Origin of the sequence: Pseudomonas sp. ICMP 460, from assembly GCF_002723595.1 — a bacterium.
In the GTDB taxonomy this organism is placed as follows: domain Bacteria; phylum Pseudomonadota; class Gammaproteobacteria; order Pseudomonadales; family Pseudomonadaceae; genus Aquipseudomonas; species Aquipseudomonas kitaguniensis.
Genome location: NZ_LKBR01000088.1, coordinates 117,646 through 138,722, shown reverse-complemented (window position 1 = coordinate 138,722; position 21,077 = coordinate 117,646). Strand labels below are relative to the sequence as shown.

At 60.5% G+C, this 21,077-nt stretch carries 17 protein-coding genes, 1 tRNA gene and 1 pseudogene; 11 read left to right on the top strand and 8 right to left on the bottom strand.

Going from position 1 to position 21,077, the window contains the following annotated elements; translation table 11 throughout:
- Positions 1-13 precede the first annotated feature (13 nt).
- The 4 genes and pseudogenes from AO240_RS27870 (at position 14) to AO240_RS29480 (ending at position 4,831) form a co-directional block, all read left to right on the top strand.
- The gene (locus AO240_RS27870; RefSeq protein WP_099240985.1) at positions 14-979 is read left to right on the top strand and encodes an arsenic resistance protein; all 966 of its coding nucleotides are present in this window, start codon (positions 14-16) and stop codon (positions 977-979) included.
- Between the two features lie 87 nt (positions 980-1,066).
- Entirely contained in the window at positions 1,067-2,674 is a 1,608-nt protein-coding gene (locus AO240_RS27865) for a glycosyltransferase family 39 protein (RefSeq protein WP_099240983.1), read from the top strand.
- Positions 2,675-2,902: 228 nt separating this feature from the next.
- Positions 2,903-3,925, top strand: a pseudogene (locus AO240_RS29485) (methyl-accepting chemotaxis protein); the annotation flags it as partial.
- Between the two features lie 33 nt (positions 3,926-3,958).
- Positions 3,959-4,831: a methyl-accepting chemotaxis protein gene (locus AO240_RS29480; RefSeq protein ID WP_371918685.1), complete on the top strand. Its 873-nt coding sequence runs from the start codon at positions 3,959-3,961 to the stop codon at positions 4,829-4,831.
- Positions 4,832-4,977: 146 nt separating this feature from the next.
- Here the strand turns inward: AO240_RS29480 and AO240_RS27855 are convergent.
- The 4 genes from AO240_RS27855 to AO240_RS27840 form a co-directional block, all read right to left on the bottom strand.
- A tRNA-Phe gene (locus AO240_RS27855) sits at positions 4,978-5,053 on the bottom strand.
- A 103-nt stretch (positions 5,054-5,156) separates the two neighbouring features.
- Positions 5,157-5,429, bottom strand: coding sequence for an oxidative damage protection protein (locus tag AO240_RS27850; RefSeq protein ID WP_010169058.1), 273 nt, complete (start codon positions 5,427-5,429; stop codon positions 5,157-5,159).
- Entirely contained in the window at positions 5,426-6,493 is a 1,068-nt protein-coding gene (gene mutY, locus AO240_RS27845) for an A/G-specific adenine glycosylase (protein WP_099240981.1), read from the bottom strand. The genes AO240_RS27850 and mutY overlap by 4 nt, the downstream gene beginning before the upstream one ends.
- Positions 6,490-8,706: an AsmA family protein gene (locus AO240_RS27840; RefSeq protein WP_099240979.1), complete on the bottom strand. Its 2,217-nt coding sequence runs from the start codon at positions 8,704-8,706 to the stop codon at positions 6,490-6,492. Before AO240_RS27840 ends, mutY begins: the two co-directional genes overlap by 4 nt.
- Before the next feature lie 325 nt (positions 8,707-9,031).
- Between AO240_RS27840 and AO240_RS27835 the strand changes: the two genes are divergently transcribed.
- The 7 genes from AO240_RS27835 (at position 9,032) to AO240_RS27805 (ending at position 14,986) form a co-directional block, all read left to right on the top strand.
- Positions 9,032-10,693, top strand: a complete 1,662-nt coding sequence (locus AO240_RS27835; RefSeq protein WP_058413136.1) for an OFA family MFS transporter — start codon at positions 9,032-9,034, stop codon at positions 10,691-10,693.
- Positions 10,694-10,950: 257 nt separating this feature from the next.
- A complete protein-coding gene (gene hisB, locus AO240_RS27830) occupies positions 10,951-11,544 on the top strand; it encodes an imidazoleglycerol-phosphate dehydratase HisB (RefSeq protein WP_003218037.1) in 594 nt (197 codons plus the stop codon).
- Positions 11,544-12,182: an imidazole glycerol phosphate synthase subunit HisH gene (gene hisH, locus AO240_RS27825; protein ID WP_058413137.1), complete on the top strand. Its 639-nt coding sequence runs from the start codon at positions 11,544-11,546 to the stop codon at positions 12,180-12,182. The genes hisB and hisH overlap by 1 nt, the downstream gene beginning before the upstream one ends.
- On the top strand, positions 12,183-12,443 hold the full coding sequence (locus AO240_RS27820; protein ID WP_099240977.1) for a DUF2164 domain-containing protein: 261 nt from the start codon (positions 12,183-12,185) through the stop codon (positions 12,441-12,443).
- 83 nt (positions 12,444-12,526) lie between these two features.
- Positions 12,527-13,264 carry a 1-(5-phosphoribosyl)-5-[(5-phosphoribosylamino)methylideneamino]imidazole-4-carboxamide isomerase gene (gene hisA / locus AO240_RS27815; protein WP_099240975.1) on the top strand — a complete coding sequence of 246 codons (738 nt, stop codon included), beginning with the start codon at positions 12,527-12,529 and terminating at the stop codon, positions 13,262-13,264.
- A gap of 129 nt (positions 13,265-13,393) precedes the next feature.
- Complete coding sequence (gene hisF, locus AO240_RS27810; protein ID WP_017138643.1) at positions 13,394-14,164, top strand: imidazole glycerol phosphate synthase subunit HisF; 771 nt, start codon at positions 13,394-13,396, stop codon at positions 14,162-14,164.
- 66 nt (positions 14,165-14,230) lie between these two features.
- Positions 14,231-14,986, top strand: coding sequence for an ABC transporter substrate-binding protein (locus AO240_RS27805; protein WP_099240973.1), 756 nt, complete (start codon positions 14,231-14,233; stop codon positions 14,984-14,986).
- 869 nt (positions 14,987-15,855) lie between these two features.
- On the opposite strand, the gene AO240_RS27795 is transcribed toward AO240_RS27805, so the two are convergent.
- The 4 genes from AO240_RS27795 to gpmI form a co-directional block, all read right to left on the bottom strand.
- Positions 15,856-16,629, bottom strand: a complete 774-nt coding sequence (locus AO240_RS27795) for a divergent polysaccharide deacetylase family protein (protein WP_099240969.1) — start codon at positions 16,627-16,629, stop codon at positions 15,856-15,858.
- A 1-nt stretch (position 16,630) separates the two neighbouring features.
- A complete protein-coding gene (locus tag AO240_RS27790) occupies positions 16,631-17,947 on the bottom strand; it encodes a S41 family peptidase (protein ID WP_099240967.1) in 1,317 nt (438 codons plus the stop codon).
- Positions 17,948-17,977: 30 nt separating this feature from the next.
- On the bottom strand, positions 17,978-19,273 hold the full coding sequence (locus AO240_RS27785) for a murein hydrolase activator EnvC (protein ID WP_058413143.1): 1,296 nt from the start codon (positions 19,271-19,273) through the stop codon (positions 17,978-17,980).
- Positions 19,274-19,527: 254 nt separating this feature from the next.
- Positions 19,528-21,054: a 2,3-bisphosphoglycerate-independent phosphoglycerate mutase gene (gpmI, locus tag AO240_RS27780; RefSeq protein WP_099240965.1), complete on the bottom strand. Its 1,527-nt coding sequence runs from the start codon at positions 21,052-21,054 to the stop codon at positions 19,528-19,530.
- Between the last annotated feature and the right edge of the window lie 23 nt (positions 21,055-21,077).

The following is a 21,077-nucleotide window of genomic DNA, read 5'->3' as shown; positions in this document are numbered from 1 at the left end:
TCAGGCTCGGCCCATGACCCGCGACACCCTCGAACACAACCAGATCGCGATCTACTTCGCCGCCGTCCTGCTGGCGGCCGCGTTCGGTGTGTTCGCACCTTTATCGGCCCAAGGCCTCGGCGTACTGGTGACGCCTGCGATTGCGCTGTTGATGTACGCGATGTTCCTGCAGATTCCGTTTCTGGACCTGCGCCAGGGCCTCGGCAACAAGCGCTTCATCTGCGCATTGCTGCTGGCCAATTTCATTCTGGTGCCCTTGCTGGTGTGGGCGCTCACCCGTGGCCTGGTGGAGCGCCCGGCCTTGCTGGTCGGCGCGTTATTGGTGTTGCTGACGCCGTGTATCGACTACGTGGTGGTGTTTACCCATATCGGTAAGGGCGATTCGCGGCTGATGCTGGCAGCCACGCCGGTGCTGCTGTTGCTGCAACTGGCGCTGTTGCCGGTGTACCTGAGTTTTATGCTGGGCGCGCAATCCGCGGTGGTGGTGGCGGTGGGGCCGTTTGTCGAGGCGTTCCTGCTGTTGATTGTGCTGCCGCTGCTGCTGGCGGTACTGACGACGGCCCTGGCGCGGCGCTCAAGCGTGGTCAAGCTTTGGAACAATGCCTGGGCCTGGTTGCCGGTGCCGGCAATGGCGTTGGTGCTGTTTGTGGTGATCGGCTCGCAGCTCACCTCAGTGCTGCGCGACGTCGGGCTGTTGTTACCGGTCATTCCGGTGTACGCAGGCTTCCTGTTACTCGCGCCGCTGGTTGGCGCGTTGGCTGCGCGGCTGTTCGCGTTGCCCGCAGGCACGGCGCGGGCGGTCACGTTCAGCGCGTCGACGCGTAATTCGCTGGTGGTGCTGCCGCTGGCGCTGGCCTTGCCCGAAGACGTGCGCGGGCTGGCCGCGACTGCGGTGGTTCTGCAAACCCTGCTGGAGCTGGTGGGCGAACTGCTCTATATCCGGCTGATCCCGGCGCTGGTGTGGCGCACTGGCCGGTAGGCGCATAAATATTCGGGTTTGTTCAGGCGTTATTCAGGCATGCAGTCGGCACCATGGAGCCGGCCCCGCCTACCTGAAGGACATTCGATGGATCACCGCAGCCGTTTTCGCCTGGAGTCGCTGGGCATTTTCCTGATCGCTTTACTGCTGTTCACCTTGGGTATCTGGGATGAGCAACCCCAAGGGTTTGACGGGCGCTGGGCGCTGTTCATGCAGGAAATGTTTCGCCATGGCGAAAGTCTTTTTCCAACCACCTACGGCCAGCCGTACCCGGACTATCCCGGCACTGCGACGTTTGCAAGTTTTGTGTTCGCCAGGCTGTTTGACGCGCCCAACCACCTGGCCAACGTACTGCCGACCGCACTCGCTTCGGCGGGTGTGGTCGCGCTGATCTACCGCCTGCTGGCGCCGTCGAGTCGCCCTTGGGCGTTGCTGACGGTACTGCTCACGCTGCTGACGACTCAATTGCTCGAAAAGTCGCGCTCGGTGTGCCTCGACCAGATGGTCGCGTTGCTGTGCATAGGCAGCTTCTACCTGCTGCACAGCGGCGAGCGCCTCGGTTCACGGGTCAGGCAGCTTGCCGTGTTGCCGCTGTGGGTGCTGGCCTTCGCGATTCGTGGGCCATTGGGGCTGATCGAGGTGTGCGGCGTGGTGTGCGTGTATTGGGCGCTGGGCCGGCCAGGTGAGCGGGTCAAGCAGGTATTGATCCATGGTTTCGCGGGATTGGTGTTGCTCGCGGCATGCTGGTGGGTCTTGATGAAGTTGGCGCGAATCAGCGGCGGCGATGCGTTTGCCGATGAAGTGTTCAAGATGCAGGTCGGCGGGCGCCTCGATGAGTCCGGCGAGCCGTTTTACTTCTACTTCCAGCTGAGTTTGTACCGTTACTTCCCCGTGGTGCCGTTGGCGCTGGCGACGATGGTTGCGCTGCGCCATCGCTGGTCGCAGCGCTGGGTCGATGACGACGTGCAACTGCTGGCTCGGCTCGGCGCCTGTGGGCTGATGATTTTGCTCGGCCTGTCGGTGCCGCACTTCAAACGCGCTTATTACATTCTGCCCATGGTGCCGATGTTTGCTGCTGTCGCCGCCTATGGGCTGCTCCAGGCGCAAAACTGGCTTGTCGGCGTGCGCAGATGTTACGAATGGCTTGTCGCAGCGCTACCGGCATTGTGCGTAGTGGTGCTGTTTATCTGCCGGCACACCTGGCAGAAACAAGGCTACTGGCCCCAGGTTTCATTGCCGTTGCTGATCGGCGCGCTTCTGGTGTTGCAAGTCGCGGCGTTGATCGCCTGGCGCAATACGCTGCGCCTGGTATGGCTGAGCCTGATCGCATTGGCGGCGCAATGGCTGTTGCTGGTGACGGTGATCGAGCCCGCCAAAGACCTGCAATTCGACACGCGCAAGTTTGTCAGCCAAGTGGAGGCGCTGCGTGACTCGCAGCCGGGGCCACTGGTATTCGTCGACCTCGGCCGCGACACCTGGGCGGTGCGCTACATGATGAACCTGGACCACGATGAACAGCCGCTGTTTGTTGGGCGTAATGAGCTTGAGAAGCTAGGCACGTTGCCACGGCCGTCCTGGGTGATTGTGTCGCGCAAGGAGACTGCGTTGCTGAAGGGCACGCCGATGGAGCAGCAGGCGCCACGTTTCGAAGGGCGGCTGAACGACAATCCGTTGATGGTGTTTCTACTCAAGTAAGCCGTTGCCTCAGTGTCTCGACATCGAGCCTTGGGGCGCCGGTCATCGGGAAAAACAGAAGCGCAGCAAAGCCAAATAACCACTAATGAGGGCTGAAGCCCCGGTAATACGGGATTTTTGTGGTTTTTTACCATTAACTTGCGCGCTGATTTTTATCGCACTAACTATCAAGTTAATCGATTCAGCGCCGATTCACGGGCATCCCGAAAAATCAAAGGCACACACGTAATGAGCGCAAAGTGGTTGGATAATTTGAACGTCAGCAAGAAGCTCGGGCTGGGCTTCGCCGCTATTTTGCTGGGTGTGCTGACCGTCACCGCCATCGGTTACTCCAGCACCAACCTGCTGATCGAGCGCCTTGGCAAGAGTGGCAAGGTCTCTGAGATCAAGGCGAATGTGCTGAATGCCCGCATCGTCGCCCAGGCTTACGCCACCGGGCCGAGTGCTGCCGGCGTGCAAGCTTACAGCGGTGCGCTGGATACGCTGGGCCGCAGTGTCGATGAGGGCATTGGGGTGTTCTCCGTGTCGAGCAACCTGGCCAAGCTGCGTGACATCAAGGAGCAGGTTGGCGGCCTTAAGCAGACGTTCGATCAATTGGTCGGCATCAATCAGAAAATCGATGAGGCCTTGAAGCCCTTGATCAAGGTCTCGGACGAGGTCAGTGCCACGTTCGAAAACCTGCTGCAAAAGACCATTGACGACACCGTGCGTGCTCCGGATGAAGCCGGCATCAAGCAGGTCAAGATCGCTGGCGACTTGCGTAACGGCATGACCAACTTCCGGTTGGTGTTTCGCCGCTATCTGAGTGTGCCGTCAACCGATAACCGTCAAGCGACCTATGCCTCGGCCGACGCGCTGATCGCTGAGGTGGCTGCGGCTCGCAGCGAATTGCCAAGCCAGGCGAACGCCGCGGTAGACACCGCGCTGAACGCGCTCAAACAGTACAAGGTGCTGATGACGTCGATCTCGGAAATGCTGCAGCAGGCCGATCAGGTTCGCGGCGAACTGCAACAGCAATCCGTTGCAACCGCTGTCATAGCCGATGATTTGGCGGCGCAGCAGATGGTCAGCGCCAAAAAAGAACAGAACACCGCTGTGGTTCAGTTGTTGAGTGTCGCGTTGGTGGTCTTGCTGATCGGTATTTTTGCTGCGTTCGTTATCACCCGCCAGATAACCCGTCCATTGAACGATACGGTGATTGCCGCGCGCCGAATTGCTGACGGTGACCTGACCCAGGACACCCTCACGACCCGTCAGGACGAACTGGGATTGCTGCAGAACACCATGCAGCATATGACTGTTTCCCTGCGCGGCCTGATCGGCGGCATCAGCAACGGTGTCACGCAGATCGCTACAGCGGCCGAGCAGTTGTCGGCTGTCAGCGAGCAGACCAGTGCGGGCGTCACCCTGCAAAAAAGCGAAGTCGACCAGGTCGCCACCGCCATGAACCAAATGGCCTCGACCGTACAGGAAGTCGCGCGTAACACCGAAGACGCTTCACAGGCTGCCAACCAGGCCAGCGAACGTGCGGCGCATGGCAGCAGTGTGGTGCAGCACGCCACGCGGGAGATTAGCCAGTTGGCCGGTGAAGTGACGCAGTTGGGCGCCGCCATGCAGCGCCTGACCGAAGACAGCAACAAGATAGGCAGCGTGATTGACGTGATCAAGGCCGTCGCAGAGCAGACCAATTTGCTGGCGCTTAACGCCGCCATTGAGGCCGCACGCGCCGGTGAGCAAGGTCGCGGTTTTGCCGTAGTGGCCGATGAAGTGCGCTCGCTGGCCCAGCGTACCCAGAACTCCACGACTGAAATCGAAGCGCTGATCCAGACCCTGCAACAGGGCACAGGCGCAGCATCAGTGCTGATGGATGCCAGCCTGCAACGCACCGAGGGCACCGTGGTGTTGGCTCGTCAGGCCGAGCAGGCATTGGTTGAAATCAATCAGTCCATCGGCACAATTGAACAGATGAGCCAGCAGATTTCCGCCGCTGCAGAGCAACAGAGCGCCGTGACCGATGAAGTCAATCGCAGCGTGCTCAGCGTGCGTGACATTGCTGAGCAGTCTGCCTGCGCAACCGAGCAAAGCGCCGCATCGACTGTCGAGCTGGCCCGCTTGGGCAGTGATTTGCAGAGCATGGTTGCGCGTTTCAAGATTTAACTAGCCGCAGCCAGGCGCCTCGTGACGTGGTCACGAGGCGATCTGTCACGAAGGCAAAGGTCGCGAAATGCAGAAAGCAAAAAACCCGCACAAGGCGGGTTTTTTGTGTGTTTCAGATGACGTTTGCACCACCTGAAACTAATGAGTGGTGCCCAGAGACGGAATCGAACCGCCGACACGGGGATTTTCAATCCCCTGCTCTACCGACTGAGCTATCTGGGCAACGGGGCGCATTAAACTGGTTTTTCAGGGGGTCGTCAAGCAAGTTTTCAAAAAATATTTAATTATTACCGTCGCTTACGGGCCAACCCCGGAATTTGATCAATTATTCAGCAGGCGGCACGTAGCCGTCGGCCTTGGCGTAATCTTCGCCGGAAAAGAACTTGTCCATCTCGCCTTGCAGGTATTTGCGGTCTTCGGCGTTCATCATGTTCAGGCGCTTTTCGTTGATCAGCAGGGTCTGGTGTTTTTGCCAGTCGGCCCAGGCTTTGGCGGAGACGTTATCGAAAATGTCCTGGCCCTTGGCGCCGGGGAACGGTGCGCGTTCCAGGGCGGGCAATTCTTCGTGGTACTTGCGGCAGATGATGGTGCGGGTCATGACGGAACTCCTGCGTTCAATACTTCGGCTGCGCGTTTCAGCAGTTTTTTAACGGGGGCGGCAAGGCCCAGGCGCGGCGGGGTGGCGAGGTTATACCAGAGCCAGTCGGCCTCGGCCACGTGATGGGCGGATTCCTCGACGTGCACCAGCCAGGGCTCGATGGCCAGTTGGAAGTGGCTGAAGGTGTGGATCAGCCCCGGCAGGGCGTGTGGCTTGCCCAGTTCGAGTGCGTGCTGGTGGGCCAGGTGTTCCAGGTCGTCGAGGTCGTCGAGTTCCGGCAGGCTCCACAAACCGCCCCACAAGCCCGTGGAGGGGCGGCGGTACAGCAGAATCGCGCCCTCGGCGTTCGCCAGCAGCGGCATTAACGTACGTTTTTGCGGGATGATCTTGCGCGGCTTGGGGATCGGGTAACGCGTCTCCAGGCCGAGCATGTGGGCTTCGCAGCCTTTTTCCAGCGGGCACAGCAGGCAACTGGGTTTGCTGCGGGTGCAGAGCGTGGCGCCCATGTCCATCATCGCTTGGGTATAGGCGTTGACGCGGTCGTGGGGCGTGAAGCGCTCTGCGGTGGCCCACAGCTGCTTGGCGACCTTGGGTTCGCCTGGGTAGCCTTCTTGCGCAGTAAAGCGCGCCAGTACGCGTTTGACGTTGCCGTCCAGGATCGGCGCGCGCAGGCCCATGCTCAGGCTGGCGATTGCACCGGCGGTGGACAGGCCGATGCCGGGCAGTTCGGTCAGTTTTTCGACGTCTTTGGGAAACTCGCCGCCGTACTCGGCGACGACAATTTTCGCGGTCTTTTGCAGGTTGCGCGCGCGGGTGTAGTAACCCAGGCCGGTCCACAAGTGCAGCACTTCATCTTCCGGCGCGGCGGCCAGCGCTTCGACCGTTGGCAGGGAGGCCATGAAACGGTCGAAGTAATTGAGCACGGTGCTGACCTGGGTCTGTTGCAACATGATCTCCGACACCCACACCCGGTAAGGCGTGATGCCCTGTTGCCAGGGCAGGTCATGGCGGCCGTGGCGGTCGTACCAGTCCAGCACCGCCTGTGAAAACTGCTCGTTTCTCATCGCTTGAACAGGCCCTTCAGAGCGTCTTTCAATTGTGGATTAACCTTGTCGAGTTTCTCTTCAAGTTTTTCGCCGAGCTTGTTACCGGCCGCTTTGATTGCGACCTGGCTCAAGCCGTCCTTGTCCAGGCGGCACGCCTTGGCGCCCAGTTCCAGCGGGCCACGGCAGCGCAGCGGCACTTCGATGCCCTGGAAGTTGCTGCCGACCTGGCAGGCCGGGTCCGGCACGTCGCGCTGGTCACCTTCGACTATGATGCCAACGCGGTAATCCATGCCCAGCACGCGCAGGTCCACATCGCCGTTACCGTTGACGGTCAGCCCCGGAATACGCACTTTCAGGTCAGGGTTGCTCGCCACGCCGTTCACGAAGGTCAGGTTGCCGCGCAGCTCCTGGAACGGCGTGTCTTTGCCTTGTGGCGTGTTGCTCAAGGTTTTGCGGTTGAGCAGGGCGATGCCGGTGCACAGTTGTTGCTCAATGTTGGCGTTGAGCAACGCGCCGTTATTGATCACAAAACTGGCGGTACCGTTGAGGCTGTCGATCAGCGCCTTTTGGCTGTTACCACGGCCGTTGAGGTTGCTGTCCAGGGTGACTTGGCCTCTCACCGGCGGGGTTTGCCCTTGGGCTTGCAGGATGCGTTCTACCGGCACTTGCTTGATGCGGGTTTGCAGCGCCAGCAGCGGAATGTCCTGGCGCACATCGAGTGTGCCGTTAGCCTGGAAGGTGCCGTTGTAGAGGCCGCCACTGAGGCTGTCGAGCTTGAGTTGGCCATCGATGCCGGACGCTTTGAGCATGGCGTTGTGAATCGGCAGCTTGCTCAGGGTCAGTTGGCCGAAGGCCAGGTCGGCATCCACGTCCAGCGTGCGCAGGCGTGTCAGCGGCAGCAGCTTGTCGGTGCTCCAGGCAGCCTTGGTCGGCGCTTCGGGCAACGGCGTGGTGCCACCAGCGGCCATGGCGCCGGCTTCGCTGTTCTGCACTTCGGCCTGACGTGCGGCCGCTACACCTTTGGCGGACTCGGACTTGGCCGGCAAGTAGTTGTCGGCGTTGAACGTGTCGCCCTTGAGCTGAACGCGCAGCGATTGCTTGGCGAAATCGTCGACGGCGATGCGACCTGCGAAGGTGCTGCCATCGAGTTTCAGGTTCAGGTCTTCCAGCGCTACGCTGGTCGGCGTGCCCTTGAGGCGGCTGACCAGCTCGGCTTTGCTCAAGCTGCCCACGGCCATAGGCGGTAGCGGGTGGCCGACGCTGTCGAGAAACTTGGCCAGGTCAAACTGGGCAATCGACACGGCGCCGCTCAGTTGCGCGGTTTTGTTCAGGTCGTTTAGCTTCAGCTCGCCCAAGGCGCGCAGTTGGTTGGCCGACAGCTTGATATTCGTCAATTCGGCGATGTTCGCCGCCAAATCCACTAACAGTTGGCCTTGCGTCGCGAAGGTTACGGTCTTGCCTTGCAACGGCTCGCCGGTGGCTTCGCCGCTGAGCTTGATGTCTTCGAACTGGTAGCGCTTGAGGGCACGCTGAATGCGCAAGTTGCCGTTGAGCTCGGTTTTGACGCGCATCAGCGGCTGGTTGCTGCCAAGAAAGGCGGTGAGTTTCAGCGGAATGCTCGCGCCTTCGTGCACGGCACCGGCGCTCAACTGGATGCTTTCGGCGCTGTACTGCTTGCCGGTCTGCTCATCGTTGTATTCAACGCGGGCGTTGTTGATGGTCAGGCTGTCGATGTCCAGGCGGATCGGCTTCGGCGGTTTTTCCGGCTCGGGTTCGGCAGGCTGCTCCACGGCAGCGGCGGCGGGGGAGCCGGCAGGCGTTTCAGTGACGTTCTTGCCGATATCCTCCCAGTTGCCATGGCCTTGCATGTCTCGGTTAAGGCGCAAGTTGAGGCCTTCGACACGCACGTCGCTCATCTGCACTTCGCGGCGCAGCAGCGGCAGCACGCGCACCGACAGGCCGAGCATTTGCAAATCGGCGAACGGCTGGCTCGGGTTGGTCATGGTGGCGACCGTGGCTTCGTGCAATTCAAGGCCAAGCCAAGGGAACAGGCTCCAGCCGATGTCGCCATTGAGCGTCAGCTCGATGTGGGCCTTGTCTCGGGCTATCTGGCGAATCTCGTCTTTGTAGTCGTTGGGATCGAAGAGGTGGGTCAGGGCAAAGCCCAAGGCCACAATGATCAGCAACAGCCCGAGAAGTACCAGACCCAGGATTTTGCCGAACGCTTTCATGGGCGAGTCCTTGTATGTCGATTTCAAAATTTAGCCGCAGAGTATAACGCCCGACGGCGTGCGTCAGTTCATGCATCGTTACATTGTATCCAGCACCAGCAAAACGGGATCTTGACGTCAAACAAATCAAGTTTCTTGAAAAAGGTGATGTCAGTTTGGTTTTTCTGTCATCCACTGGTGCTAATCTGCGCATGTTCGTCTGTCGTATGCGACACATCGTCGCGCTTAAATGGAGCTTTACTCAAAACAACGGCCAACGCTTTGCGTGCAAGGCCGAGGGAGAGAGTGCCTGACGGACACATACTAATAACTGGGGGAAACACCAATGAGCACCAGCACTGCGGCCAGCGTTACCGCCGCGCAGCCTGCGTTCCTGTCCAAGGAGCGCATTATCGCCAAGCCAGGGTTCAACCGCTGGCTGGTTCCACCGGCCGCCCTGGCCATTCACCTTTGCATCGGCATGGCCTACGGCTTCTCGGTGTTTTGGTTACCACTGTCCAAAGCATTGGGCATTACCAAACCGGTTGCCTGTGCGCCGGACATGAGTTTTATCTCGCAAGTTTTTTCTTCCCAGTGCGACTGGCCCATTTCCATGCTGGGCTGGATCTACACCTTGTTCTTCATCTTCCTGGGCTGCTCGGCAGCGATCTGGGGCGGTTGGCTGGAACATGCCGGGCCGCGTAAGGCGGGTGTTGTATCGGCCTTGTGCTGGTGCGGCGGCCTGTTGATCTCGGCGCTGGGTATTTATACCCACCAGATCTGGCTGATGTGGATCGGCTCCGGGGTTATTGGCGGTATCGGCCTTGGCCTGGGCTACATTTCGCCGGTATCGACCCTGATCAAGTGGTTCCCGGACAAGCGCGGCATGGCTACCGGCATGGCGATCATGGGCTTTGGTGGCGGCGCAATGGTCGGTGCTCCCTTGGCTGCAGCGCTGATGGGGCATTTTGCTTCGCCAACCAGCGTGGGCGTGTGGCAGAGCTTTGCCGTGATGGCCGCGATCTATTTCGTGTTCATGATCGGTGGTGCGCTGTCGTACCGCGTGCCGCCGACCGGTTGGAAGCCTGAGGGCTGGACCGCACCGGCGAAAAAAGCCAGTAACGCGATGATCACTCACCGCCATGTGCACGTGAACGTGGCTTGGAAAACCCCGCAATTCCGCCTGGTCTGGCTGGTGCTGTGCCTGAACGTGTCTGCGGGTATCGGCATCCTCGGCATGGCTTCGCCGCTGCTGCAGGAAGTGTTTGGCGGCAAGCTGCTGGGTGTTGATGTGCCGTTTGGCCAACTGGATGCCGGGCAATTGGCCTCTATCGCGGCCATCGCAGCAGGTTTCACCGGTTTGTTGAGCCTGTTCAACATCGGTGGCCGGTTCTTCTGGGCGTCGTTTTCCGACTACCTGGGCCGTAAAAACACCTACTTCGTGTTCTTCGCGTTGGGCTTCGCCCTGTATGCGCTGATCCCGAACCTGGGGCACTTGGGTAACGTGGCGCTGTTTGTGGCGGCGTTCTGCGTGATCCTGTCGATGTACGGCGGCGGCTTTGCAACCGTTCCGGCTTACCTGGCTGACCTGTTCGGCACTCAGATGGTCGGCGCGATCCATGGTCGTCTGCTGACCGCATGGGCGGCGGCGGGCGTGCTGGGCCCGGTGCTGGTGAACTACCTGCGTGAGTATCAGTTGAGCATCGGCGTTGACCGCGCTGCGGCCTACGACATCACCTTGTACATCCTCGCGGGCCTGCTGGTGCTGGGCTTCATCTGCAACCTGCTGGTGCGCCCGGTGGCCGACAAGTACTTCATGACCGATGCCGAGCTGGCTGCCGAACAGGCGCTGGGCCATGACAAAGGCGCCGACGCCAGCACTGTGCTGGAGTGGAAAGCAGCGCCCGGCAGCAAGCCGCTGGCGATTGCGGCCTGGCTGGTGGTGGGTATTCCGTTGGCGTGGGGTGTGTGGGTGACCCTGCAGAAAACCGCAGTGCTGTTCCACTAATACTGCAAAACCCAGTGTGGGAGCGGGCTTGTGTGGGAGCGGGCTTGCTCGCGAATGCGGTGGATCAGTCAGCCCATGTATTGGCTGACACACCGCCTTCGCGAGCAAGCCCGCTCCCACATAAAGCTGGCCCTGCGCTTGTACTGACATGTCTATCGCCGACACTCCATCAGTCTTATCCCCTTCGATGTTTCTGTTTAGCGCCCGCGCCCCTATAATGGCTGCCTTTTTCGCCCAATGATTTTGCGGAGCTGGTGATGGCCGAACGTAAGGCGTCCGTCGAGCGCGACACTCTGGAAACCCAGATCAAAGCCTCGATTAACCTGGATGGCACCGGAAAGGCCCGATTTGATATCGGTGTTCCTTTTCTTGAGCACATGCTGGACCAGATCGCCCGTCACGGGCTGATCGACCTGGATATCGTCAGCAAGGGCGACCTGCATATCGACGACCACCACACGGTGGAAGACGTAGGCATTACCCTCGGCCAGGCATTTGCCAAAGCCATCGGCGACAAAAAAGGCATCCGTCGCTACGGCCATGCCTATGTCCCGCTGGACGAAGCGCTGTCGCGCGTAGTCATCGACTTCTCTGGCCGCCCAGGCCTGCAGATGCACGTGCCCTACACCCGCGCCACCGTGGGCGGCTTTGACGTAGACCTGTTCCAGGAATTCTTCCAGGGCTTCGTCAACCACGCACTCGTCAGCCTGCATATCGACAACCTGCGCGGCACCAACACTCACCACCAGATCGAAACCGTGTTCAAGGCCTTCGGCCGCGCGCTGCGTATGGCCGTGGAGCTGGATGACCGCATGGCCGGGCAAATGCCGTCGACCAAGGGCGTTCTGTAATGCAGACGGTCGCGGTTATCGATTACGGCATGGGTAACCTGCACTCGGTGGCCAAGGCCCTTGAGCACGTAGGCGCCGGCAAGGTGCTGATCACCAGCGATGCCAAGGTGATTCGCGAAGCCGACCGGGTGGTGTTTCCGGGCGTCGGCGCGATTCGCGATTGCATGGCCGAGATCCGCCGTCTGGGCTTTGACAGCCTGGTGCGTGAAGTCAGCCAGGACCGCCCGTTTCTCGGCATCTGCGTGGGCATGCAAGCCTTGCTCGACAGCAGTGAAGAGAACGGCGGCGTTGATTGCATCGGCGTGTTCCCTGGCCAGGTGAAGTTCTTCGGCAAGGGCCTGCATGAAGACGGTGAACACCTCAAAGTCCCGCACATGGGCTGGAACGAGGTGCGCCAGAGCGTGGACCACCCGTTGTGGCACAACGTGCCGGACCTTGCGCGCTTCTACTTTGTGCACAGCTATTACATCGCCGCCGGTAATCCGCGCCACGTAGTGGGTGGCGGGCATTACGGCGTCGACTTCGCCGCTGCGCTGGCCGATGGTTCGCGCTTTGCCGTGCAGTTTCACCCGGAGAAGAGCCATACCCATGGCCTGCAATTGCTGCAGAACTTCGCCGCGTGGGATGGCCGCTGGTAAATGGCCAAGCCGCCGAAGCCGCCGATCTTGAGCCTCACGCCCGAACAGGAACGTGAGGCGACGCTCAAGATCAAGCGCTTCATGGAGGACCGTTTCGAGCTCACGCTGGGCTCGTTCGAAGTCGCTGAGCTGCTTGAGCTGTTCACCACCGAAATTGCGCCGCACTATTACAACAGGGCGATTTTCGACACGCAGACGCTCCTTAAAGAAAGGTTCGAAAGCCTCGAAAGCGACCTGTGGGCTTTAGAAAAAAGCAGCTGAAAGCCTCAAGCTGCAAGACTTAATACGCGTGCTTGCTTGCAGCTTATAGCTCGCAGCTTGCAGCTCTTTGACGAAGGAAAAGCATGCTAATTATCCCCGCTATCGATCTCAAGGACGGCGCCTGCGTACGTCTGCGCCAAGGCCGCATGGAAGACTCCACCGTGTTCTCCGATGACCCGGTGAGCATGGCTGCCAAATGGGTGGAAGGGGGCTGCCGTCGTCTGCATCTGGTGGACTTGAACGGCGCCTTTGAAGGCCAGCCAGTCAATGGCGAAGTGGTCACCGCGATCGCCAAGCGCTACCCGAACCTGCCGATCCAGATCGGCGGCGGCATTCGCTCGCTGGAAACCATCGAACACTACGTCAAAGCCGGCGTGAGCTATGTGATCATCGGCACCAAGGCGGTCAAAGACCCGGCGTTCGTCGCCGAAGCCTGCCGCGCCTTCCCGGGCAAAGTCATCGTCGGCCTGGACGCTAAAGACGGTTTCGTCGCGACTGACGGCTGGGCTGAAATCAGCACCCTTCAGGTGATCGACCTGGCCAAGCAGTTCGAAGCCGACGGCGTGTCTGCCATCGTTTATACCGACATCGCCAAAGACGGCATGATGCAGGGCTGCAACGTACCCTTCACCGCGGCTTTGGCGGCGGCCACCAGGATTCCGGTGATCGCGTCCGGCGGTATCCACAATCTGGGCGACATCAAATCGCTGCTGGACGCCAAGGCGCCCGGCATCATCGGCGCCATTACCGGCCGCGCGATTTACGAAGGCACCCTGGACGTCGCCGAAGCCCAGGCTTACTGCGACAGTTACGGCAGGTAGCAGCTGCAAGCGGCAAGCTGCAAGCTGCAAGTAAATGCGGATTTGCTTCTACTTGCGGCTTGCGGCTTGCGGCTTGCGGCTTGTAGCTTGCCGATTGCCGCTTGCCGCTATTAATCGGAGATTAAGTCCATGGCGTTAGCCAAACGCATCATCCCTTGCCTGGACGTCGACAACGGTCGCGTGGTCAAGGGCGTCAAGTTCGAGAACATCCGCGACGCCGGCGACCCGGTGGAAATCGCCCGGCGCTACGATGAGCAAGGTGCCGACGAGATTACCTTTCTCGACATCACTGCCAGCGTCGACGGCCGCGATACCACGTTGCATACCGTCGAACGTATGGCCAGCCAGGTATTTATCCCGCTGACCGTGGGCGGTGGCGTGCGCACCGTGCAAGACATCCGCAACCTGCTTAACGCGGGCGCGGACAAGGTTTCGATCAACACCGCGGCCGTGTTCAACCCGGAGTTTGTCGGCGAGGCCGCGCAGCACTTCGGTTCGCAATGCATCGTGGTGGCCATCGACGCGAAAAAAGTCTCCGGCCCCGGCGAAACACCGCGCTGGGAGATTTTCACTCACGGCGGGCGCAAGCCGACCGGCTTGGACGCGGTGGAGTGGGCGATGAAGATGGAAGCCCTGGGCGCCGGTGAAATTCTGCTGACCAGCATGGACCAGGACGGCATGAAAAACGGTTTCGACCTGGGCGTAACCCGCGCCATCAGCGACGCGCTGGGCATTCCGGTGATCGCGTCCGGCGGTGTCGGCAACCTGCAGCATTTGGCCGACGGTGTGATCGAAGGCCACGCCAGCGCGGTGCTGGCGGCGAGTATTTTCCACTTTGGCGAATACACCGTCCCAGAAGCCAAGGCCTACATGGCGGCGCGCGGTATCGTCGTTCGCTAAACGCTGCTGGACACCATGGCAGGCGCGCGGCACTCTCTGCGCTTGCCATGGACTCCGGTAACTTTCATGTTCAAACACCTGCTGCTCGCGTTCGCCAGTGCTTCCATTCTTTTCGCAGGTTCGGCGCATGCCGAAGAACCGTCCGACGCTTCACTGGTGTTGCTGACGGAGAACTTCCCGCCCTACAACATGGCGAAAAACGGCAAGAACTTCGCCAAGGACGAGAACATCGAAGGCATCGCCGTGGACATCGTGCGCGAGACCTTCAAGCGTGCAGGCATTTCCTACAACCTCACCCTGCGTTTTCCTTGGGAGCGAATCTACAAACTCGCCCTTCAAAAGCCCGGTTACGGTGTGTTCGTGATGGCCCGGCTGCCGGACCGTGAAGCGCTGTTCAAGTGGGTCGGCCCCATCGGCCCGGATGATTGGGTGCTGTTGGCCAAGGCTGACAGCACGATCCAGTTGAGCGACCTTGAACAAGCGCGCCGCTACAAGATCGGCGCCTACAAGGGCGACGCCATCGCCGAGACCCTCGAGAAACAAGGCCTCAACCCGCTGGTGGTGTTACGCGACCAGGACAACGCGCAAAAGCTGATGGATGGCCAGATTGATCTATGGGCCACCGGCGATCCTGCCGGGCGTTACCTGGCGCGTCAGGTTGGCGTCACCGGGCTGAAGACCGTGCTGCGCTTCAACAGTACCGAGTTGTACCTGGCGCTGAACAAGGATGTGCCGGATGAGCAAGTGGCCAAGCTTCAGGCCGCGCTGGACCAGCTGCGCAAAGACGGCGTGATCAACGAGATCATGGCACGCTATCTTTAGTTGTCAGCCGCCGCGAAGGGTTGGATCAAAAGCGCTGTTGTGGGAGCGGGCTTGCTCGCGATGCGGGCGGCTCGGAACATCAGGCGTACCGGGTTGATGCTATCGCGAGCAAGCCCGCTCCCACAGTTGACCGCGTTCGGTTTGCGATGGGTGATTGGTCTTCGTTGTGTTGATTTAGCGGTAAATACCGTTCTTGCGCTCCAGTACCGCCAGGTTGCGCAAAGACGGCGTGATCGACGAGATCATGGCGCGCTATCTTTAGTTGTCAGCCGCCGCGAAGGGTTGGATCAAAAGCGCTGTTGTGGGTGCGGGCTTGCTCGCGATGCAGGCGGCTCGGACCATCAGGCGTACCGGGTTGATGCTATCGCGAGCAAGCCCGCTCCCACAGTTGACCGCGTTCGGTTTGCGATGAGGTGATTGGTCTTCGTGTGTTGATTTAGCGGTAAATACCGTTCTTGCGCTCCAGCGCCGCCAGGTTGCGCAAAGACGGCGTGATCGACGAGATCATGGCGCGCTATCTTTAGTTGTCAGCCGCCGCGAAGGGTTGGATCAAAAGCGCTGTTGTGGGTCCGCCAGGTTGCGCAAAGACGGCGTGATCGACGAGATCATGGCGCGCTATCTTTAGTTGTCAGCCGCCGCGAAGGGTTGGATCAAAAGCGCTGTTGTGGGAGCGGGCTTGCTCGCGATGCAGGCGGCTCGGACCATCAGGCGTACCGGGTTGATGCTATCGCGAGCAAGCCCGCTCCCACAGTGCGGGCTTGCTCGCGATGCAGGCGGCTCGGACCATCAGGCGTACCGGGTTGATGCTATCGCGAGCAAGCCCGCTCCCACAGGTTTGCGATGAGGTGATTGGTCTTCGTTGTGTTGATTTAGCGGTAAATACCGTTTTTGCCATGCGCGGCCATGGCTTGGTTGCTGCGCACGCTGATCATCAACTTGATATCAATCCAGTCAATGCCTTGAGCCTTGAGCTTGGGTAACTCGCGCTCCAGCACCGCCAGGGTTTGTGGGTAAGGGTGGCCGATCATTACCGCCGAGCCCTGTTTGTGCGCCAGCTTGATCGCCGTTTGCAGCTGCGTGGTAATCGCCGCTTCGGTGCGCTCGTCATCAAGGAATACATCCCGCGAGACATGCGCCAAGCCAAGCTTCTGCGCCTCGGCGGCGGCTACGGTTTGTGCGCTGGTACGGCTGTCGACGAAGAATTTGTTACGCCGTTGCAACTCGCCCATCAACCAGGCCATGGCCGCTGGTTGCGCGGTCATGCGGCTGCCCATGTGGTTGTTGATGCCGGCGGCGTAGGGCACGGCGTTAAACGCGGCGTCCAGGCGTTTGCCGAGTTCTTCGATAGGCAGGTCTGGGTGCCAGGCGAACGGGCCGGTGGCGGGGTCCATGGGCATGTGCAAGATCACGATCTTGCCGGCCTTATGCGCCTCGCGGGCGAATTCGGCGGCGTGGGGCGTGTCGGGCATGATCGCCGTGGTGACCGGGCCAGGCAAAGCCAGCACGCGACGATCCCGGGGCAGGTTTTGCCCCAGGTCATCGATGATCAGTGTCAGGTAGGCTTTGTGCGGCTCGCTCGCCGGGGTCGCGTGGGCGACTCCGACGAAGCTGCACAGCACAGCGAGGATCAGGGCAACCCGCATATCAACGGCTTCGCGTGATGCTCAGGCCTTTAAGCAGGCTGAGCGCCTGGGCCAGTTGGTAGTCATCATCCTGCGGCATCGGCTTGGCTTTGGTGCCACTGCCGGTTGGCTGGTCGGCGCCGCCGTTGCCATTGCCCAAGTGACCTTGCAGGTCGGCTTCCTTGTAGTACTCGCTGTCGATTTCGTTGGTGATCTTGGCTTTGCGTACTTCAATGTCAGGGACGATGCCCTGAGCCTGGATCGAGCGACCGTTCGGCGTGTAGTACAGCGCCGTGGTGATCTTCAGCGCGCGCTCGTTGTTCAGCGGCAACACGGTTTGCACCGAACCCTTGCCGAAGCTGGTGGTGCCCATCAATACGCCGCGTTTTTGGTCTTGCAGGGCACCGGCGACGATTTCTGACGCCGAGGCGCTGCCGCCGTTGATCAACACCGCCAGCGGTACGTTTTCGCTGAGGTCATTGCCGGTGGCCGAGAAGCGCAACTCGGAGTTGGCGATACGGCCCTTGGTGTAGACGATCAGGCCTTTGCTGATGAAGTGGTCGACCACCTCGACTGCAGCCTGCAACACGCCGCCCGGGTTGTTACGCAGGTCGAGCACGATACCGTTGAGCTTCTTGCCGTTGTCCTTGCGCAGCTTGGCCAGGGCCTTGGCCACCTCGTCACCGGTTTTGACCTGGAACTGGGTGATACGGATGTACCCGTAGCCCGACTCCAGCAGTTGGCTCTTCACGCTCTTGACCGTGATGGTCGCGCGGGCCAGGGTCACATCAAACGGGTTGCCGCCGTCGCGCACCAGGGTCAGGGTGATTTTCTGGCCGAGTTTGCCGCGCATCTTGTCGACAGCTTCGGTCATGCTCTGGCCGCGGGTTGGCTGGCCGTTGATCTTTACGATCAAGTCGCCGGCCTGAATGCCGGCCTTGGAGGCTGGCGTGTCGTCGATTGGCGAGACCACTTTGATCTGGCCGTCTTCGGAGCCGACTTCGATGCCCAGGCCGCCGAATTCACCGCTGGTGCTTTCTTGCAGCTCGGCAAAATCTTCCGGGCCAAGGTAAGCAGAGTGCGGGTCTAGGTTACTGAGCATGCCCTTGATGGCATTCTCCAGCAGCGTCTTGTCGTCTACAGGTTCGACATAAGCCGCCTTGATCCGGTCCATGACCTCGGCGAAGGTGCGCAACTCGTCCAGCGGCAGCGGCGCCTTGGTGGTCGCAGCCGTGGCGGCAGGTGCAGCCGGTGCGGCCTGGTCGGCGAAAGCCAGCGGCGCGCCGATCACCAGGGCGATCGTCAGGGCCAGCGAAGTGAGGCGGGACAAATGCAGCATGTCGAACGAACTCCTAATGTAGATGCGACCCTATCCTTGGGAACGGCACCATTGTGCGGGATCGCTCGGGCGACCCTGCTGACGAATAGCGAAGTACAGCGCCGGGGTGTCCTGGCCGCCACTGTTACCGACAGTGGAGATGGATTCACCCGCTTTTACAACATCACCTGCCGACTTGAGTAAAGTCTGATTGTGGCCGTAAAGGCTCAAATAGCCATTACCGTGGTCAAGAATCACCAATAAACCGGCGCCGCGCAGCCAATCGGCGAACACCACACGCCCACCGTGAACGGCGTGCACCTGGCTGCCGGCGGACGCGCTGATCATCACGCCGTCCCACTTGGCACGCGTGTCATCGCCACGGGTTTCACCAAAGCGTGCCAGCAGTCGACCATCAACGGGCCATGGAAGTTTTCCGCGCGCTGAAGCAAAAGGCCCACCGAACGACTCGCCAGCGCTGGAAACCAGCGGGCCTGCAGCCGTGTGCGCCGGTTTACGCGGCGCGGGGGCGTCCGTCGTGGCTGCCATTTCGGCCTCACGCTGGCGCTTTTTTTCGGCTTCCTGCTGGGCGATCAGCGCTTTTTGCCGCGCTTCTTCGGCCTCACGCGCCTGGCGGGCCAGGGTTTCTTCGATGGTTTTAAGTACTTTGCCCAAGTCTGCCTGGTCCTGCTCTCGGGCTTGCAGCTTGGCGTCGCGCGCTTTCACGTCGTCATTAAGCTTAGCCAGTGCCAATTGGCGCTCTTTGCGCACTTTGTCCAACTGGTCGCGCTGGGTGTCGAGGGCGGTTTTCTGGTCCATCAATTGCGACTGCTGGTCGGCAATTTCCTGCTCGACATTCGCCAACTGGCGCAAGGTTTCGTTGAACCCTTTTAGTTGCGCCAGGCGCGCTTTGCTCAGGTAGTCGTAGTAAGTGAGGGTGCGCGCAAATTTTTCCGGGTTCTGCTGGTTGAGCAACAGCTTGAGGTATTCCTGGCGGCCGCTCTGGTATGCGGCGCGGGCCTGAATCGCAATCAGGCGTTGCTGTTCAACGCGTGCGCTCTGGAGTTTTTTTTTCTCAGCGTCGAGTCGCTCCAGTTCCGACTCGCTCTTCTTTAATTCTTTTTGCAGCTCCTGGACCTGCTTCTCCAGCTTGCCCATTTCGGTTTCCGTGCCGCGCAGGTCTTTCTGCACGCCGGATTTTTCTTCCTGGAGCTTGCCGAGCAGTTTTTTCAGCTCGGTAATGTCCTGACGCGTAGCGTCCAACTGTTGTTGGGTTTGTGCGCGCTCATCGGCAAACGCCGGTTGGAGCAGGCAGACTAAAGCTAGGGTAATCAAGGCGCGAAGCATAGAGGCGGGCGACACTAAAGAAAGGGACGGCCTAGTATGCCCGCCAAGCGCCGCAAAAAAAACGCCAAATTCGGGCTTGTGGGCAAGATAGGTGCCGAGTGGCGGGGAGAGGGCAGAAATATCTGCCAAACGCTGGAGATCAAATGTGGTAGGGGGCTTGCTCCCGATGGCGATGAGTCAGTTAAACAGGTGTCGACTGACATTCCGCCATCGGGAGCAAGCCCCCTCCCACAGGGTTTGCGGCGTGTTTTGGATCAGACCAAAATCGAAGTGCCGGTCATCTCGGCTGGTTTTTCCAGCCCCAACAGTTTCAGCATGGTCGGCGCCACGTCTGCCAGTACGCCGCCTTCACGCACTTTCAGGTCGCGCTTGCCGACGTAGATGAACGGCACCGGCTCGGTGGTGTGGGCGGTGTGGGCCTGGCCGGTGGATTCGTCGGACATCTGCTCGCAGTTGCCGTGGTCGGCGGTGATCAGTGCTTCGCCGCCGACTTTTTCCAGTGCGTTGACGATGCGGCCGACGCACAGGTCCAGGCATTCCACGGCTTTGACCGCCGCGTCGAGGTTGCCACTGTGGCCGACCATGTCGCCGTTGGCGTAGTTGACCACGATCACGTCGAAACGCTGGTGCTCGATGGCGTCAACGATCTTGTCGGTCACCTCAGGCGCGCTCATTTCCGGCTGCAGGTCGTAGGTGGCAACTTTTGGCGACGGGATCAGGATGCGTTCTTCGCCTGGGAACGGTTCTTCACGCCCGCCGGAGAAGAAGAAGGTCACGTGGGCGTATTTCTCGGTTTCGGCGATACGCAGTTGGGTCTTGCCGTTTTTTGCCAGGTAATCGCCCAGCACGTTTTCCAGGCTGCCCGGCGCAAAGGCAGACGGGGCCGGGATGTTGGCGGCGTATTGGGTCAGCATCACGAACTCGACCTTTGGCTGGCGGGCGCGCTCGAAGTCCTTGAAGCCGGCGTCCACGAACACATGGCTGAGTTCGCGGGCGCGGTCGGCGCGAAAGTTCATGAACACCACGGCGTCGCCGTCTTCGACTTTGACCGGTTCGCCGATGCTGGTGGCTTTGACGAATTCATCGCTCTCGCCGCGCGCGTAGGCGGCTTGCAGGCCTTCCTGGGCGGTGGCGGCGTTGAATTCGGCCTGGCCGTCGACGATCAGGTTGTAGGCCTGGGCCACACGGTCCCAACGGTTGTCACGGTCCATCGCGAAATAGCGGCCGACCAGGCTGGCGATGCGGCCCTTGCCCAAGGCCGCAAAAGTGGTGTCGAGCAGTTCGATGGACGATTGCGCGCTTTTCGGCGGTGTGTCGCGACCGTCGAGGAAGGCGTGCAGGTAAATTTTCTCGGCGCCGCGTTTGTAGGCCAGTTCGGCCATGGCCACCAAGTGGTCCTGGTGGCTGTGTACGCCGCCATCCGACAACAGGCCCATGATGTGCACGGCCTTGCCGGCCGCTGCTGCTTTATCTACCGCTGCGCAGAGGGTCGGGTTCTCGAAGAACTCGCCATCGCGGATCGATTTGGTCACTCGGGTGAAGTCTTGATAGACCACTCGTCCGGCGCCCAGGTTCATGTGGCCGACTTCCGAGTTGCCCATCTGGCCGTCCGGCAAGCCTACGTCCATGCCCGAGCCCGAGATCAAACCGTTGGGTACGGTGGCGGCCAGGCGGTCGAGTACAGGCTTGCTGGCCGAGTACACGGCGTTGTCGTGGTGGCTTTCACTGTGTCCGAAGCCATCGAGAATTATCAGGACCAAAGGTTTAGGCGTGGTAGTCATAGATCCTCTCGCGGCGGTAATAA

What these genes read in the sequence shown, in the direction of transcription:
- AO240_RS27850 (WP_010169058.1), bottom strand. Translation starts at nt 5,429, where the DNA reads ATGACCCGCACCATCATCTGCCGCAAGTACCACGAAGAATTGCCCGCC.
- AO240_RS27790 (WP_099240967.1), bottom strand. Translation starts at nt 17,947, where the DNA reads ATGCTGCATTTGTCCCGCCTCACTTCGCTGGCCCTGACGATCGCCCTG.
- AO240_RS27870 (WP_099240985.1), top strand. Translation starts at nt 14, where the DNA reads ATGACCCGCGACACCCTCGAACACAACCAGATCGCGATCTACTTCGCC.
- AO240_RS27805 (WP_099240973.1), top strand. Translation starts at nt 14,231, where the DNA reads ATGTTCAAACACCTGCTGCTCGCGTTCGCCAGTGCTTCCATTCTTTTC.
- AO240_RS29480 (WP_371918685.1), top strand. Translation starts at nt 3,959, where the DNA reads ATGCAGCATATGACTGTTTCCCTGCGCGGCCTGATCGGCGGCATCAGC.
- AO240_RS27835 (WP_058413136.1), top strand. Translation starts at nt 9,032, where the DNA reads ATGAGCACCAGCACTGCGGCCAGCGTTACCGCCGCGCAGCCTGCGTTC.
- AO240_RS27785 (WP_058413143.1), bottom strand. Translation starts at nt 19,273, where the DNA reads ATGCTTCGCGCCTTGATTACCCTAGCTTTAGTCTGCCTGCTCCAACCG.
- AO240_RS27795 (WP_099240969.1), bottom strand. Translation starts at nt 16,629, where the DNA reads ATGCGGGTTGCCCTGATCCTCGCTGTGCTGTGCAGCTTCGTCGGAGTC.
- AO240_RS27865 (WP_099240983.1), top strand. Translation starts at nt 1,067, where the DNA reads ATGGATCACCGCAGCCGTTTTCGCCTGGAGTCGCTGGGCATTTTCCTG.
- AO240_RS27820 (WP_099240977.1), top strand. Translation starts at nt 12,183, where the DNA reads ATGGCCAAGCCGCCGAAGCCGCCGATCTTGAGCCTCACGCCCGAACAG.
- hisH (WP_058413137.1), top strand. Translation starts at nt 11,544, where the DNA reads ATGCAGACGGTCGCGGTTATCGATTACGGCATGGGTAACCTGCACTCG.
- mutY (WP_099240981.1), bottom strand. Translation starts at nt 6,493, where the DNA reads ATGAGAAACGAGCAGTTTTCACAGGCGGTGCTGGACTGGTACGACCGC.
- AO240_RS27840 (WP_099240979.1), bottom strand. Translation starts at nt 8,706, where the DNA reads ATGAAAGCGTTCGGCAAAATCCTGGGTCTGGTACTTCTCGGGCTGTTG.
- gpmI (WP_099240965.1), bottom strand. Translation starts at nt 21,054, where the DNA reads ATGACTACCACGCCTAAACCTTTGGTCCTGATAATTCTCGATGGCTTC.
- hisB (WP_003218037.1), top strand. Translation starts at nt 10,951, where the DNA reads ATGGCCGAACGTAAGGCGTCCGTCGAGCGCGACACTCTGGAAACCCAG.
- hisF (WP_017138643.1), top strand. Translation starts at nt 13,394, where the DNA reads ATGGCGTTAGCCAAACGCATCATCCCTTGCCTGGACGTCGACAACGGT.
- hisA (WP_099240975.1), top strand. Translation starts at nt 12,527, where the DNA reads ATGCTAATTATCCCCGCTATCGATCTCAAGGACGGCGCCTGCGTACGT.